This window comes from Ralstonia sp. Ralssp110 (genome assembly GCF_047325135.1).
Taxonomy (GTDB): Bacteria; Pseudomonadota; Gammaproteobacteria; order Burkholderiales; family Burkholderiaceae; genus Ralstonia; species Ralstonia mojiangensis.
Genome location: NZ_CP168610.1, coordinates 445,701 through 461,705, shown reverse-complemented (window position 1 = coordinate 461,705; position 16,005 = coordinate 445,701). Strand labels below are relative to the sequence as shown.

At 65.5% G+C, this 16,005-nt stretch carries 10 protein-coding genes and 1 rRNA gene; 5 read left to right on the top strand and 6 right to left on the bottom strand.

Going from position 1 to position 16,005, the window contains the following annotated elements; all coding sequences use genetic code 11:
- Nucleotides 1–50 precede the first annotated feature (50 nt).
- The 4 genes from ACEN9T_RS10870 to ACEN9T_RS10855 form a co-directional block, all read right to left on the bottom strand.
- Nucleotides 51–1,760: a long-chain fatty acid--CoA ligase gene (locus tag ACEN9T_RS10870; RefSeq protein ID WP_413707721.1), complete on the bottom strand. Its 1,710-nt coding sequence runs from the start codon at nucleotides 1,758–1,760 to the stop codon at nucleotides 51–53.
- A gap of 150 nt (nucleotides 1,761–1,910) precedes the next feature.
- A complete protein-coding gene (locus tag ACEN9T_RS10865) occupies nucleotides 1,911–3,008 on the bottom strand; it encodes an aminopeptidase (protein WP_413707720.1) in 1,098 nt (365 codons plus the stop codon).
- A gap of 10 nt (nucleotides 3,009–3,018) precedes the next feature.
- On the bottom strand, nucleotides 3,019–5,115 hold the full coding sequence (locus ACEN9T_RS10860; RefSeq protein WP_413707719.1) for a molybdopterin-dependent oxidoreductase: 2,097 nt from the start codon (nucleotides 5,113–5,115) through the stop codon (nucleotides 3,019–3,021).
- Between the two features lie 82 nt (nucleotides 5,116–5,197).
- Nucleotides 5,198–6,193 (bottom strand): LacI family DNA-binding transcriptional regulator, encoded by a 996-nt coding sequence (locus ACEN9T_RS10855; protein WP_413707718.1) that lies wholly within the window; start codon nucleotides 6,191–6,193, stop codon nucleotides 5,198–5,200.
- Nucleotides 6,194–6,409: 216 nt separating this feature from the next.
- On the opposite strand from ACEN9T_RS10855, the gene ptsP reads away from it, so the two are divergent.
- The 4 genes from ptsP (at nucleotide 6,410) to ACEN9T_RS10835 (ending at nucleotide 12,977) form a co-directional block, all read left to right on the top strand.
- Nucleotides 6,410–8,950, top strand: coding sequence for a phosphoenolpyruvate--protein phosphotransferase (gene ptsP / locus ACEN9T_RS10850; protein ID WP_413707717.1), 2,541 nt, complete (start codon nucleotides 6,410–6,412; stop codon nucleotides 8,948–8,950).
- Complete coding sequence (gene pfkB, locus ACEN9T_RS10845) at nucleotides 8,947–9,903, top strand: 1-phosphofructokinase (protein WP_413707716.1); 957 nt, start codon at nucleotides 8,947–8,949, stop codon at nucleotides 9,901–9,903. Before ptsP ends, pfkB begins: the two co-directional genes overlap by 4 nt.
- A gap of 54 nt (nucleotides 9,904–9,957) precedes the next feature.
- Nucleotides 9,958–11,673 (top strand): PTS fructose transporter subunit IIC, encoded by a 1,716-nt coding sequence (locus ACEN9T_RS10840; RefSeq protein WP_413707715.1) that lies wholly within the window; start codon nucleotides 9,958–9,960, stop codon nucleotides 11,671–11,673.
- A gap of 146 nt (nucleotides 11,674–11,819) precedes the next feature.
- Entirely contained in the window at nucleotides 11,820–12,977 is a 1,158-nt protein-coding gene (locus ACEN9T_RS10835; protein WP_413707714.1) for an ABC transporter substrate-binding protein, read from the top strand.
- 54 nt (nucleotides 12,978–13,031) lie between these two features.
- On the opposite strand, the gene ACEN9T_RS10830 is transcribed toward ACEN9T_RS10835, so the two are convergent.
- Nucleotides 13,032–14,150, bottom strand: coding sequence for a M20/M25/M40 family metallo-hydrolase (locus ACEN9T_RS10830; RefSeq protein ID WP_413707713.1), 1,119 nt, complete (start codon nucleotides 14,148–14,150; stop codon nucleotides 13,032–13,034).
- Nucleotides 14,151–14,413: 263 nt separating this feature from the next.
- Here ACEN9T_RS10830 and ACEN9T_RS10825 point away from each other — a divergent pair, with 263 nt between their 5' ends.
- Nucleotides 14,414–15,604 carry a M20 aminoacylase family protein gene (locus ACEN9T_RS10825; protein ID WP_413707712.1) on the top strand — a complete coding sequence of 397 codons (1,191 nt, stop codon included), beginning with the start codon at nucleotides 14,414–14,416 and terminating at the stop codon, nucleotides 15,602–15,604.
- A gap of 180 nt (nucleotides 15,605–15,784) precedes the next feature.
- Here ACEN9T_RS10825 and rrf read toward each other — a convergent pair.
- A 5S ribosomal RNA gene (rrf, locus tag ACEN9T_RS10820) occupies nucleotides 15,785–15,897 on the bottom strand.
- Between the last annotated feature and the right edge of the window lie 108 nt (nucleotides 15,898–16,005).

Here is a 16,005-nt window from a genome sequence, read left to right as displayed (position 1 = left end):
CAACAAAAAAGCCGCGACGAACGCGGCTTTTTCTTTGCGGCTACGCAGACTCAGGCACGCTTCTTCATCGCCTCGTCTCGCAGTTCGCGGCGCAGGATCTTGCCCACGTTCGTCTTCGGCAGTTCGTTGCGGAACTCGATGAACTTCGGGCGCTTGTAGCCGGTGAGCTGGTCTTTGCAGAACTCCTGCAACTTCTGTTCCGTGAGCGACGGATCGCGACGCACCACGAACAGCTTCACCACCTCGCCCGAATGCACGTCGGGCACGCCCACGGCGGCCACTTCCAGCACGCCCGGGCACATCGCCACGACGCCTTCGATTTCGTTCGGGTACACGTTGAAGCCCGACACCAGGATCATGTCCTTCTTGCGATCGACGATCTTGGTGTAGCCGCGCTCGTCCATCACACCCACGTCGCCGGTCTTGAAGAAACCATCGGCATACATGACCTTGGCGGTCTCGTCCGGGCGCTTCCAGTAACCGGCCATGACCTGCGGGCCACGGATGCAGATTTCGCCCGGCTGGCCGATCGGCTGATCGCGGCCTTCGTCGTCGCGAATGGCGATTTCAGTGCCCGGAATCGGCAGGCCGACGGTGCCTGAAAACTTGTCGGTATCGGTCGGGTTGCAGATGGCCGACGGCGAGGTCTCCGACAAGCCGTAGCCTTCGATGATCGGGCAGCCAGTCACTTCGAGCCACTTCTTGGCCACGGCCTCCTGCACCGCCATGCCGCCGCCGTTGGCCACGCGCAGGTTCGAGCAGTCGACATCCTTGAATTCGGGATTGTTCAGCAGCGCGTTGTAGAGCGTGTTCACCGCCGGGAACATGTGGAAGCGGTACTGCTTGAGTACCTTGATGAAGCCCGGGATGTCACGCGGATTCGGGATCAGCACGGCCAGCCCGCCCTTGCGCATCGACAGCAGGCAGCACACCGTCAGCGCGAAGATGTGATACAGCGGCAGCGCGGTGATGGTGACGATTTCTTCGTCGGCGGCCAGCATGCGGCCGTCGCGGCCGGGCTTGGTGAGCGCCGGGTTCATCCACGCTTCCGATTGCAGCACGTTGGCGACGATGTTCCGATGCAGCAGCGTCGCGCCCTTCGACACGCCGGTCGTGCCACCTGTGTATTGCAGGAAGGCGACGTCGTCGGGGCCGACGGAGGTTGGCTTGAGCGTCTGCTTGGCGCCATCTTCCAGCGCGGTGTTGAAGCGGATGCAGCTGGGCAGTTCCCACGCCGGCACCATCTTCTTGACGCTGCGCACGACAAAATTGACCAGCATGCCCTTGAGCCTGCCAAGCATGTCGCCCATGCTGGCCACCACGATGTGCTTGATCGGTGTATTGGGCAGCACCTGCTGCAGCGTCGTCGCGAAGTTCTCCAGGATGATGATGGCTTCGGCGCCGCTGTCCTTGAGCTGGTGTTCCAGTTCGCGCGGGGTGTAAAGCGGATTGACGTTGACGACCACGTAGCCGGCGCGCAGCACGGCGGCCAGCGCCACCGGGTACTGCAGCACGTTCGGCATCATCAGCGCGACACGGGCGCCTGGGGTCAGACCGCGCGATTGCAGCCACGCCGCCAATTGGCGCGAGAGCGTATCCAGCTCGCCGTAGGTCAGCACCTTGCCCATGCATTCAAATGCACGGCGGTTGCGGTTCTTCTGGAAAGAATCCTCAAGCAGATGGGCCAGCGATCGATACTGCGATGCATCGATCTCGGCCGGCACCCCAGCGGGGTATTGCTTCAGCCACGGCTTATCCATGGGTGTGTCTCCTGGCGATTGTCGATTTTTTCGAATGGTCGTTCGTTTTTTTCGGCATCCTACGCGGATGTCTGTGTCAAAACAATAACTTAGACAGTTCCCTCAGCCGGTCGAGGCTGCTTGAAACTGGTGCAAAAACCGATCTTGGCATCACTTTTGCGTGACGCCGGCCTCCGTGGTCATCGCCGGAGGCGCAAGCGCCCGCAGCACTGCCTCGCGCTGCGATTTGGATTCGGCCGCCATCGCTTTGACGTCGGCATAGAAGCGAGCCCAGTCGCCGCCATCGCGCTGGTACAGCGCCGTGAATGCCGGCACCCATTCCAGGTAACTCGCGACTGCTCCCAGATGCGCGTTCGACAGGGGCTGCGCAAACCAACGGTCGTAACCGGTATAACCGCGCCAGCTTGCTTTGAGCTTGGCGTAATCCGCCTGCAGGCTCGCGAAGATGGCGCGTTTTCCGGCGCGCTTCTCGTCGTCCGACACGGGGCTGGCATACAGCGTCTCAAGCCGGTTGCGATACTCCAGCAGCAGGGCGCGGAATTGTACGCGGCGGGCGTCGTACGTGGCGTATTCCGCGCGGATTTCGGGCGTGGCAGCATCCGCCAGCCAGCGTTCGACGCCAATGGTTTCGACGGCGGTGGCAAACGATTCGTTGAACGCGGTATCACCCTTGGCGTAGACGACCTGATGCGCCAACTCATGAAAAATCAGCCGCGCCAGCTCGCCTTCGGGCAGACCGACGAAGGTGTTGAGCAACGGATCGTCGAAATAACCCAGTGTGGAATACGCAGGAATGCCGGCCACATCGACGTCCAGGCCTTGGGCGCGCAGGGTGTCGGCGTAGGCCATGGCGGCGTTGCGGTCGTAATACCCGCGATAGGTCACGCAGCCGACGACGAGGAAACACCATTCCTTGAGCTGGACCGACAGCTCGGGTGCGGCAAATACGTTCCACACCGCAAAGGGGCGCTTGAGATTGGCATAGACGCGATAGCTGCCGTTGTCGGGCAGGCCCAGCTCGCGCGAGGCATAGATGCGAATGCTGCGCGCATCTTCCAGGCGCTTGGCGAGCTTGTCGTTGTGGGCCTGCCGCGCGTTGTCGATGGCCTGGTCGATCGACTCGCGCTGCGCCATCAGCGAGAGATGTCCGCTGACCGACTGGTAGTAATAGCCGACGGTGTCGCAGCCGGCCAGCAACGTCGAACCGGCAAGCGACAGCGCAAGGCACAGCGCGCGTGCGGCACGCATGATGGCCCCGTCAGGCTGCGTGTGCCAACGGCGCGACCTCGACCAGGCAATCGTAGAAGGTGGGCGCCCGCCCCATGTCGGTCAGGCGCTGGCTGGTCAGCTCGTTCGCGTTGGTGCCGTCGGGCGCGAGCTTCTTCCACCAGATCGACAGGCCGACGACCACGCCGCGCCGCGCGCGGTCCGTCACGCGGGCGCGCGCCTGCATGGTGCCGCGATCGTTGAAGATGCGGACCAGCTCGCCATCGACAACGCCGCGTGCGTTCGCATCGTCGGGGTGGATGTCGAGATGCGGCTCGCCTTCGGTGTTACGCAGGCTGTCGACGTTGACGAAGGTAGAGTTCAGGAAGTTGCGCGCCGGCGGCGAGATCATCGACAGCGGATAGCGCTTGGCCAGCTCTGGCGTGCTGATGGCCGATTCATGCGGCGGCACATAGCCGGGCAGCGGGTCGAGTCCGTCCTTGGCCATCTGTTCGGAATAGAACTCGCAGCGGCCCGACGGCGTGCGATAGCCGCCACGTGCGAGCGGCGCGGCAGGGTGCGCCAGCTTCTGCCAACCCTCGCGCTTGAGCGTCGCCCAGTCGATGTGCGCGGAGGCCGGGTCGTCACGGCGCACGGCCTGGCTGGCGATGTCGTCGTCCGAGTCGGCAAAGCAGGCGTCGTCAAAACCCATGCGCTTGGCAATGCGACGGAAGATCTCCGTGTTCGGCAGCGACTGCCCCATGGGCGCGATGGCAGCGTTGTTGGCCAGCACGTAGGTGTGGCCATACGCCTTATGCACATCGACATGTTCGAGCTGCGTGGTGGCGGGCAGGAGGATGTCGGCGTAGTCGGCGGTGTCGGTCTGGAAATGCTCCAGCACCACGGTGAAGAGGTCTTCGCGCGCAAAGCCGGCGGCGACCTTGCGCGACTCCGGCGCCACCGCCACGGGGTTGCTGTTATAGACAACCACCGCCTCGACCTTGGGGCCGAACGACGCATCGCCCGCATGCAGCAGCGCATCGCCGATGGTGCTCATGTTGATCGTGCGCGGCAGCGCGGGCCAGCTCGGCAGCAGGTCAGGACGCTGCAACTTCGCATTGTCGATGGGGAAGAAACCCGACGTCGACAGTTGCAGGCCGCCCGCAGCATCCCGCCATGCGCCCACCAGCGACGGCAGGCATGCGACCGCGCGCACGCCCTGACCGCCGCCATGCGCGCGCTGCATGCCGTAGTTCAGGCGAATGGCCGCCGGCTGCTTGTCGCGCACGACAGTCGTGCCGTACAGCTTGGCGAGCCACTCGATATCCGCCGCGTCCACCCCGCACAGCGTGGCCGCATATTCCGGCGTGTATTGCTGCGCGCGCTCACGCAGCGCATCGAAGCCCAGCGTATGGTTGGCGATGTACTCGTGGTCGAGCAGGTCATCACGGATCAACACGTGGATCATCGCCAGTGCCAGCGCCGCATCGGTACCTGGGCGCACCGCCAGATGGCGATGGCATTTCTCGGCCGTCAGTGAGCGGTACGGATCGATGGCGACAAGCGTGGCGCCACGCCGTTTGGCTTCCTGCGCGCGCGTCCAGAAATGCAGGTTCGACGCGATCGGATTGGCGCCCCAGATCAGGATCAGCTTGGCGTCCTGCACGTGCTCGATGTCCATGCCCAAGCTCGCGCCGTACGTGTAACGCAGCGCCGTCGCCCCGGCCGATGCGCAGATCGTGCGATCGAGCAGCGACGCCCCGAGCTTATGGAAGAAGCGCGCGGCCATGCTCTCGCCCTGCACCAACCCCATCGTGCCGGCGTAGCTGTACGGAAGGATGGCCTCGGGATTGCGCGCCGCAATGTCGCCCAGGCGGGTGGCGATGGTGTCGATGGCCTCGTCCCACGAAATCGCTTCGAACTTGCCCTCGCCCTTGGCGCCCACGCGCTTCATTGGCGTCAGCAGGCGGTTGGGGTGGTATGTGCGTTCTGCATACCGATTGACCTTGGTGCACAGCACACCGGCCGTCGTCGGGTGGTCCGGATCGCCCTGGACGCGTGTGGCGCGGCCGTCCTCGACGGTGACAAGCAAGGCGCAGGTGTCGGGGCAGTCGTGCGGGCAGGCGGCACGGATGACTTGGGTGGACATCAGGAGACTCCGGAGTGGGTGGCGGCGGGTGCATGTGGTTGTCGTCGCACCGCCGCGGGTATCCGGAAATTGTAATCGCCTGCTAGGGGCTTCGCAGCGGTGTGGAGCCGCGCGTGACGAGCCGCCCCGTAAGCAACACGCGACGCGTCGGCAAGGCCGGCTGGGCGAGGCGATCCTGCAGCATTGCCATTGCCATGCGGCCGATGTCGTAGACCGGTTGCTCGATCACGGTGATGCCCGGGCCGGCGAGTTCTGTCCAGGGCTCGTTGTCAAAGCCCGCCACGGCGATATCACGCGGCACATCGAGCGACAGCCGCCGCAACGCCCTCAGCACGCCCAGCAGCGATTGCGCGTTACTCGCGACCAGCGCGTCGGGGCGATCACGTTCCGCGCCGGACAGCCACGCCAGCGTCTCGGCCTCGGCGGCCTCGGCGGTCGGCAGGATGAAACGTGCCTCGGCGGTGATGCCGTGGCGTGCCAGCGCCGTCGCGAATCCGGCCTGGCGTTCAGCGCCCGTGCTGCTCGTCCGCCCGAACAGGCCGCCGATACGCCGGTAACCTTGCGCGGCGAGATGCTCGGCCAGTGCTTGCGCGGCCTGCTGGTTGTCGAGCACCACGGCATCGGTCCCACAGGTCGGGCCCGCTCGGTCGATCAGCACGACCGGGTAGCCGAGTTGCACCGGTTGCTGCGCTTCGGCAATGCCGCGCGTCGGCGAGAGGATCACGCCGGTCACGCGCTCCTCTTCCATCAGACGCAGGTACATCGCCTCCTTCTCCGGGTCTTCATCGGAATTGCAGAGGATGACGCGCAGGCCGGCGGCATAGGCCGCGTCTTCCACCGCCCGGCTGACGCTGGTGAAGAAAGGGTTGCGGATGTCCGAGACGATCAGCCCGACGGTCTGCGCCTGCTGCGAGCGCAGCCGCCGCGCCGACAGGTTCGGGCGATACCCGGACGCCGCCACCGCCGCGTCGACGCGCCGGCGCAGTTCCGCGCTCACGGGGCCGCCGGCGAGCGCGCGTGACACCGTTGCCACCGACACCCCCGCTGCCGCCGCTACGTCCTTGATTCGAACCGTCATGCTGAAATCGTTTCCAATGAAAGCGTCATCATAGCGAATGACTGCATCACCTCCAATCTTCCTAGCTCCTAGGGAAAACCCCGTAAATACGGGGATATACATCACTTTCTGTCGCGACGCACATTGACACTCCAACTGTAATCGATTTCAATTCGCGATCATCGACGACACGCATGCCGGGCCTTGGAGCACGGCAGCCGCAGGAGACCCCGCCGCATGGCTTCCGCCCTGATCTGCGCCGAACGCATCCGTCTGCAGCAACGCGCCACCGACAAGGAAAGCGCCATCCGCGCCGCCGGCCAATTGCTGGCCGACGCAGGCTGCATCGACCCCGCCTATATCGACAGCCTGCTGCGCCGCGAGACCGTGGCCAACACGTTCCTCGGTCACGGCGTCGCCATTCCGCACGGCATGGGCGAGGACCGCCACCTGATCCGCCAGACGGGCATTGCGGTGCTGCAGTTTCCTGAGGGGCTGGAGTGGCACCCGGGCCAGACGACGCACCTGGTGTTTGCCATCGCCGCGCAGTCGGACGAGCACATCACGCTGCTGCGCCGACTGACACGGCTGCTGAATGACGATGCGCGCCTGCAGCAGCTCTTCACCACGCAGAATGCTGAAGAGCTTGTTGCCGCACTCTCCAGCGACGCACCCGCGCCCGCCGCCGGCACACCAGGCACCGACCTCGCCGAGCAGCGCACCCTGACGCTGGAATACCCGAGCGGCTTGCACGCCCGCCCGGCCGCGCAGTGGGTGGAAGCTGCCCGCCGCTTTGCCGCGCGCGTGCAAGTCCGCCATGGTGACGAAACCGCCGACGCAAAGAACCTCGTGGGGTTGCTGCAATTGGGGCTGGCGGCCGGCGCCAAGCTCATCGTTTCTGCGGAAGGCCCCGACGCCGGGGCCGCGCTCGACGCCCTGCTGCAGACCATCCGAGGCCTGACGACGCAGGAGCGCGCCCAGGCAGCGCGCGACACGCAGGCAGCCCGCACGCGCCAGACCGCGCACGGCTGGCAAGCAGACGCGGCGTTGCCCGCCATCGGCGGCATTGCGGCGAGCCCGGGCTTGGCGATCGGCCCCATCCACGTATTGCAGCACGGCGCGTCGACCGTGCCTGATCACCCCGTCGCGCTGACCATCGGCGGCGATCTGCTGGACCAGGCGCTGGCCAGCACGCGCGCCGAGCTGGAAGCCCTGGCGCGCGACACCGCCGCCCGCCTGGGGGAAGCCGAAGCGGGCATCTTCAAGGCGCAGGCCGAATTGCTGGGCGACACCGACCTTATGACGCTGACGTGCCAGGCCATGGTCGAGGGCCACGGCGTGGCATGGTCGTGGCATCAGGCCGTCGAGCGCCTCGCCGAGCGGCTGGGCGCGCTCGGCAATCCACTGCTGGCCGCGCGCGCGGCCGACTTGCGCGATGTGGGTCGACGGGTGCTCGGCCATATCGACCCGTCGCTGCGCAGTGCAGCGCAGACACTGCCCGACACGCCCTGCATCCTGGTGGCGGCGGACCTGTCGCCTTCGGATACGGCGGCGCTCGACACGCGACGCATCATCGGCATCGTCACGGCGCAGGGCGGTCCGACCTCGCACACGGCCATCCTGACGCGCACGCTGGGCATCCCGGCCGTCGTGGCCGCCGGCCCGGCCGTGCTTGATGTGGCGACGGGCACGCAGGCCATCATCGACGGCACGGGCGGCCGTCTGGTGCTTGATCCTGATGCCGCCAGCATCGCGAGTGCCCGCGCCTGGCTGCAGGAAGACGCCGCGCGCACGCAACGTGAGGAGGCAGAGCGCGGCTTGCCCGCCCGCACACGTGACGGCCACACGGTGGAAATCGCCGCCAACGTCAACCTGCCCGCACAGGCGGTCGAAGCCATCACGCTCGGCGCGGAAGGCGTTGGCCTGATGCGCACCGAATTCCTCTTCCTTGAACGCGATCACGCGCCGGACGAAGACATGCAATACGCCGTCTACGCCGACATGCTCAACGCCCTCGGCGGCCGCCCGCTGATCGTGCGCACACTGGATATCGGCGGCGACAAGCAAGTCCCGCATCTGAACCTGCCGACGGAAGACAACCCGTTTCTCGGCGTGCGCGGTGCGCGCCTGCTCTTGCGCCGGCCCGACCTCATGGAGCCGCAACTGCGCGCGCTCTATCGTGCCGCCCGCGATGCTGGCAAGGCGAGTGCCCTGTCGATCATGTTCCCGATGATCACCTCGTTGGAGGAAGTAACGTCGCTGCGCGCTGCATGCGAGCGCATTCGCGCTGAAATCGACGCTCCCACCGTGCCGCTGGGCATCATGGTGGAAGTGCCGGCCGCCGCACTACTGGCCGATCGCCTGGCCGAGCATGTCGACTTCTTCTCCGTCGGAACGAACGACCTTACGCAATACACGCTGGCGATCGATCGCCAGCATCCCGACCTCGCGGCCGAGGCCGACAGCCTGCACCCGAGCGTGCTGCGTCTGATTCAGCAGACGGTGCAAGGCGCCGCGCGCCACGGGCGCTGGGTCGGCGTATGCGGCGGGCTGGCCGGAGACCCGTTCGGCGCGCTGCTGCTCACAGGGCTTGGCGTGCAGGAGTTGTCGATGAGCCCGCGCGATATTGCGCCGGTCAAGGCGCGGCTGCGCGAGGCGCACCTCCGCGCCCTGTCGCAGCTCGCAGAACGCGCGTTAGCCTGCGCTTCCGCCCAGGAAGTGCGCGCCCTGGAAACCACATCGCCGATGCAGGCCGGTGGCGAGGAGAAGGCCGCATGAGCCGCCAGTCGCACATCGTCACCGTTACGCTCAACCCGGCCATCGACATGACCATCGGTCTGGAGCGTCTCGAACGCGGCCGCGTCAACATAGGCCGAAGCGTCACGCAACAGGCCGGCGGCAAGGGCGTGAACGTCGCCGCCTGCCTCGCCGACTGGCAGGTGCCGGTGATTGCCACGGGCCTTCTCGGCGACGCCAATGCCGAACTGTTCGAGGCGCTGTTTGCGCGCAAGGGCGTGGTCGACGGCTTCTGCCGCGTGCCCGGCACCAATCGCACCAACATCAAGATCAGCGACCAGGCAGACGGGCAGACCACCGACATCAATCTGCCCGGCATTGACGCCACGCCCGCCGACTTCGACGCGCTGTGCGAGCGCATTGATGCGCTGCCCGACATGGCCGGCGCGGCGCTGTGCGGCAGCCTCGCCGGTGGCTTGCCGCCGGATGCCTATGTGATATTGCTGGCACGGCTCAACCGCCGCGGCGTACCGACCTTGGTCGACACGAGCGGCGCCCCGCTCGCACAGGTGCTGGCCGCGCCGCGCGACGCGCTGCCGACGGCCATCAAGCCCAATCGGCACGAACTGGAACTGTGGGCGGGTACATCGCTGCCGACGCTGGCTGAAACGGTGGACGTGGCACGCGCCATCCACGCGCGTGGCGTGGCGCAGGTCATCGTGTCGCTCGGCGAGGAGGGTGCGCTGTTCGTCACGGCAGACGGCACGTGGCAAGCGAGTCTGCCGCCGGTGCGCGCCGCCAGTACCGTCGGTGCGGGTGACGCCATGGTGGCCGGCGTGCTGGCCGGTTGGCACGCCGGTGCCGGCATGGAAGAGACAGTGCGCCTTTCGGTGGCCTTTGCCGCGTGCAAGCTGCAGCGCCTGGGGCCGCACCTCCCCGCCCCTGGCGAAGTGCGCGAACGCGCCGCCGCCGTCCAGATGCGGCGCGTAGCCTGACGCCCCGACCAACCATCGCATCGCCACACGCTCAACGCATTCAAGGAGCCGATCATGGCAAACCTGCTGGCAATTCTCGGTGCGGACGGCCGCACCACCCGCGCGATGCTCGCCGGCGCGGCCCTGCGCCACGCGGCGCGCGAATCCGGCTACAAGCTCGACGTTGACGTGCGCGGCCCGGATATCACCTCCGTCGTCGACACGGCGGCGCTGGCCACCGCCGAAGCCGTCGTCTGGGCCGGCCTGTCGCCAGATGCGGCCGCTCGTCACGCCAATCCGCGCACGCTTGAAGTCACGCTCGACGAAGTGCTGGCCGACGCGCGGGCGGTGCTGGCCCGGGTGATGCACAACGCCTCGCCCGCGCCAGAATCCGGTGTGCAAGCTCGGCGCATTGTCGCCATCACGTCGTGCCCGACCGGCATCGCGCACACCTTCATGGCCGCCGAGGCGCTCACGCAGGCCGCCGGCGCGCTCGGTCACACGATCCACGTGGAAACGCAGGGGTCGGTTGGCGCACAGAACACGCTGTCGGCCGATGCCATCGCGCGTGCGGATCTCGTGCTGATCGCCGCTGACACGCAGGTAGACCTGTCTCGCTTTGCGGGCAAGCGCGTCTTCCGCGCCGGCACCAAGGCCGCCATTCACGATGGGCAGGCGCTGATCCGCCGCGCATTCGAAGAGGCGGCCGTGGAAGGCAGCGGAACGGCGCAATCAGGAGGCACCGCTGCCGCCGCTGCCGAACAGCAGCGCACCGGCCCGTACAAGCACCTGATGACCGGCGTGTCGTTCATGCTGCCGTTCGTGGTGGCGGGGGGCATTCTGATTGCGCTGGCGTTTGCCCTCGGCGGCATCTACGTCACCGACGCCTCGGCCAGCCACACGCTGGGCGGCGCGCTGTTCCAGATCGGAGCCAAATCGGCGTTTGCCTTGATGGTGCCGGTGCTTGCCGGATACATCGCCTATTCGGTCGCCAGCCGGCCGGGCATCGCACCGGGGATGGTCGGAGGCATGCTGGCCGCCAGCCTGGGCGCCGGGTTTCTTGGGGGCATCGTCGCCGGGTTCGTCGCTGGCTATGGCACCGAGGCGCTCAACCGTTGGCTGAAGCTGCCGCGCAACCTGGAAGGGCTGAAACCGGTGCTGATCCTGCCCGTGCTCGGCTGCCTGCTGACGGGCCTGGTGATGCTGTATGTGGTCGGCGCGCCGGTTGCCGCGCTGCTTGCGTCCCTTACCGCCTGGCTGCGCGGCGTGCAGGGCGCCAACGCGGTCCCGCTGGGCGCTTTGCTGGGCGGCATGATGGCCTTCGACATGGGCGGCCCCATCAACAAGGCGGCGTATGCCTTCAGCACAGGGTTGATCGGCGCGCAGGTCTACACGCCGATGGCGGCCACGATGGCGGCAGGTATGACGCCACCGCTGGGCATCGCTCTGGCGGCATGGCTGTTCCCCTCGCGGTTCACCCGCGACGAACGCCAAGCGGCAAGGGCCACCGCCGTGCTCGGCCTCGCCTTCATCAGTGAAGGGGCGATCCCGTATGCGGCCCGGGACCCATTCCGCGTGATTCCGGCGCTCGTGGTGGGATCAGCCTGCGCGGGCGCCCTATCGATGCTGTTTGGGGCAGAACTGCGCGTGCCGCACGGCGGAGCGTTCGTGCTGCCGATCCCGAACGCGGTCACTCACCTGGGCGGCTACGTGGCGGCGCTCGTTGCCGGAACCGTCGTCACCGCCGTGCTGCTGGCGGTGATGAAGCGACGGGTGGCGGAAACCGCCTGAAACGGCCCCATGTGAAGAAAGCCGTGCACATCGCGCGGGTTCTTTGTCTCAAAAACGCTCAAAAGCGACGCTGCCCGCCCGATTCTGTTTGCCTCCCCAACGCGTTTAGCTATGATGCCGGGCAAATCAACTCTCGGGGGAGAGCAATGCAATCTCGCAGAATCACTGGGCTGCTGGCCATGTTCGCAGCCGGCATCCTCGGCACTGCCTCAAGCAGCGTGCTCGCGGAGACGGGCGTGACCAACGAGGCGATCGTCGTCGGCCAATCGGCATCGATGAGTGGGCCGGCGGCGCAACTCGGTCAGCAGATGAACCGCGGCGCTCAGCTTTACTTCAACGCCGTCAACGCAGCAGGCGGCATCAACGGACGCAAGATCGAGCTGAAGGTGCTCGACGATTTCTATGAGCCCGATGCGGCTGCCCGCAATACCAAAACGCTCATCGAAGACACCAAGGTCTTTGCCTTGTTCGGCTATGTCGGCACGCCGACCAGCTTGGCGGCGCTGAAGATCGCCAACCCGGCGGGTGTACCGTTCTTCGCGCCGTACTCGGGCGCCGCGGCGCTGCGCGAGCCCTTCGCGCGCAATGTGTTCCACGTGCGCGCCAGCTACAACGATGAAACCGCCGCGATCGTGCAGCAGATCCGTACGACCGGCCTCAAGCGCATTGCGGTGGTCTACAACGATGACGCGTACGGCAAGGCCGGCCTGGACGGTGTGCAGCGTGCGCTGAAGCTGCCAGCAAACCAGGGCGTTTTGCTGGCCGCGCAGGCCAGCGTGGTGCGTAACACAACCGACGTCAAGGGGGCAGTCGGCACGGTGCTGGCACAGAAGCCGGACGCGATCGTCGTCATCAGTGCTTACCAAACCGTAGCGGCACTGGTGAAGGGCGCGCAGGAACAGGGCTACGCGGGGCAGTTCTACAACGTGTCGTTTGTCGGCACCAAGGCGTTGGCCAATACGCTCGGCAAGGCCGGCGGCGGCGTGATCATCTCGCAGGTGATGCCGTATCCGTATAGCGGTGCATCGCCGCTGGTGCGTGATTATCAGAAGCTTCTTAAGTCCGACGGCATTACCGATTTCGACTACGGAAGCATCGAAGGCTACGTCGCGGCGCGCGTCTTTGTTGAAGGTCTGAAGCGTGCCGGCCGCGACCTGACACGCGAGAAGTTCATCGGTGCGCTGGAGTCGATGGGCAACTACGACGTGGGCGGCTTCAACGTGAACTTCTCGCCCTCCAGCCATGTGGGCTCCAAGTTTGTTGAGATGACGATCATCAACTCGAACGGTCAAGTGATCCGCTGAACGCGCAGCGCTTACAGGAAAAAGCCGGGCCACGTGCCCGGTTTCTTTTTGCGCTCAAGCGGGCTGCGTCTGCCGCTGCGCGAGCCGCCGCATGAATGCTTCGCACTGCGCAATCTGTGCAAGCTCGATGTACTCGTTCGGCTTGTGCGCTTGCTCGATATTGCCCGGACCGCACACCACACTCGGAATGCCTGCGCGCGAAAACAGTCCCGCTTCCGTCCCATAGTCGACCTTGCCGACCGTGCCTCGCCCATCGGCCAACGCTTGCGCGAGCGCCACCAGCTCGTGCGACGGCGCAATCGATAGCCCCGGCGTGTTGGCCTTCATTGCGAAGCTGATGTCAGCATCGGCAGAGATCTCGCGCATCTGCGGCAACAACGTCTGTTGCGCATAGCGCTCGACCTCGCCGAACAGCCAATCCGGATCGGTGCCCGGGAGATAGCGGAAATCGAAGGTGAATTCGCAATCGCGCGGCACCACGTTGGTGGCAATACCACCCTTGATCGTGCCCGTGTTCAATGTGGTGTGCGGCACGACAAAGGCAGCATCGCGCGCCTCTTCCGCCGCCAGACGCGCGGCCAGCGAACGGATATGCGCGATGACCAGCGCCGCAAACTCGATGGCGTTCACACCCTGCGGCGTCAACGCAGAATGGGCTTCCTTGCCGCGCACGCAGCATCGGTATTCGCGCTTGCCCTTGTGCGCAATGATGGCGCGCATTGACGTAGGTTCGCCAACGATGCAACCCGCAGGCTGAATGCCGCTGGCTTCCAGATCGCGCAGCATGAACGCGGGCACATTCGCGAGCGCCACAGCAATGAAGCTTTTCATGTCGGCTGTGCCGCGCCCGTACAGGCGGCCATCGCGGATCTGCGCATCAAACGGGTTCGTCTCCCACGACTGGCCATCGACGGGCACCACGTCGGTGTGCCCTGACAGCACCAGCCCTGGCTTGCGGCCCGGCGATAGCGTCGCAAACAGGTTCGCCTTGCCGCCCGTTGCGTCATACGTCAGTCGGCAGTCCGCGCCCTGCGCGCGCAAGCGATCGCGTACCCACTCGATCAGGCCAAGATTGGAATTGCGGCTGACCGTATCGAACGCCACCAGCGTGCGGATCAATTGCAGAACTTCGTCGGAAGGTTGCGATGCAGCAGCGATGGCGTCGGCAGACATGATGGGCTCGGATCGTTCACGTGGCGCTCGGAGAACCGCGGGGAAGCTCAGAGGGTGGCGCGCGGTCAATTGGCGAACCTCCAGTGTAGGCGTTTCGGCCGCCCGGCTTCGGCTGTAAACGAGAGCGCACAAGCCGTCGCGCGAAAGAATCCATACGAAACTGCATGGACGGATCAAGCAATTGGCTGATAGCCGGTCGGAAATCGCCCTTCGGCGTATCATCGAACGTGATTCCGAACCTTCAGCCAGAACACGAGCATCTCATGAAGCTGATCCCAGAAATCCAAGCCGCGCAGCCCGAGATCCAGGCGCTGCGACGCGACATCCACGCACACCCCGAACTCTGCTTCGAAGAGCAGCGCACCTCCGATCTGGTCGCCGCGAAGCTCGCCGAATGGGGCATCGAAGTGCATCGGGGCCTGGGCAAGACCGGCCTGGTTGGCGTTATCCGCAACGGCGAGGGCAAGAGCATCGGCCTGCGCGCTGATATGGACGCCTTGCCGCTCGCAGAGGCCAACCAGTTCGAGCATCGCTCCAAACACGACGGCAAGATGCACGCGTGTGGGCACGACGGCCATACGGCAATGCTGCTCGGCGCAGCGCATTACCTGTCCAAGCACCGCAATTTCAGTGGCACCGTAAACCTGATCTTCCAACCCGCCGAAGAAGGCGGTGGCGGCGCGCGCGAGATGATCAAGGACGGCCTGTTCGATCGATTCCCGTGTGACGCCGTCTTTGGTCTGCATAACTGGCCAGGCGTGCCGGTTGGTGCATTCGGTACACGCGCCGGTGCGCTAATGGCATCGAGCAACGAGTTCCGCATCACGATCAAGGGAAAGGGTGCGCACGCCGCGCTGCCGCACAACGGCAACGATCCGGTGTTTGTCGGCGCTCAGGTGGTATCGGCGCTGCAAGGCATCATCACACGCAACAAGCGCCCGATCGACACCGCCGTCCTCTCCGTCACACAGTTCCATGCCGGTGATGCGACCAACATCATTCCGAACGAAGCCTGGATCGGCGGCACGGTACGCACGTTCTCCACCGAAGTCCTCGACTTGATCGAGCGCCGGATGGAAGAAGTCTCCAGGGGCATCGCCGCCGCATACGATTGCACGGTCGACTTCGTGTTCCATCGCAACTATCCGCCGACTGTGAACACGGAGAATGAAACGCAGTTCGCGGCAGCTGTGATGCGAGAGCTGGTCGGCGCAGATAACGTGGAAGCTAATATCGATCCGACCATGGGCGCGGAAGATTTCTCGTTCATGCTGATCGAGAAGCCCGGCTGCTTCGCCTTCATCGGCAACGGTGACGGCGACCACCGGGAACAAGGCCATGGTCTGGGCCCGTGCATGCTGCACAATCCGAGCTACGACTTCAATGACGAGTTGCTGCCGCTGGGCGCGACATATTGGGTTCGCCTCGTCGAGAAATTCTTGGCACGAAGCTAATCAGTCTTGCAAGCGAGCACGCAGACGCCTCCGTTTGGAGGCGTTTTGTTTTGTGCGGGGGAGCGGAGGGGGGTGTAGTCGGGATCTGGCCGGCAGATCAATGCAGCAGGCCGGGAGCGCTCTGATCGCGCAAAGGCAAACACCCCAGCTCTGTGTGAGAGCTGGGGTGTAGATGGGAGAGCCTGGCGATGACCTACTTTCACACGGGAATCCGCACTATCATCGGCGCGGAGTCGTTTCACGGTCCTGTTCGGGATGGGAAGGGGTGGTACCGACTCGCTATGGTCACCAGGCTATGACTTGTCGCCACGTTGACGAGGTCAACGCGACCAATATGGGAATGTAGATTTGGGGTTGTGATTTGTGTGTATCAGGCACAAGGCGGACCCAGCCGGAAACAT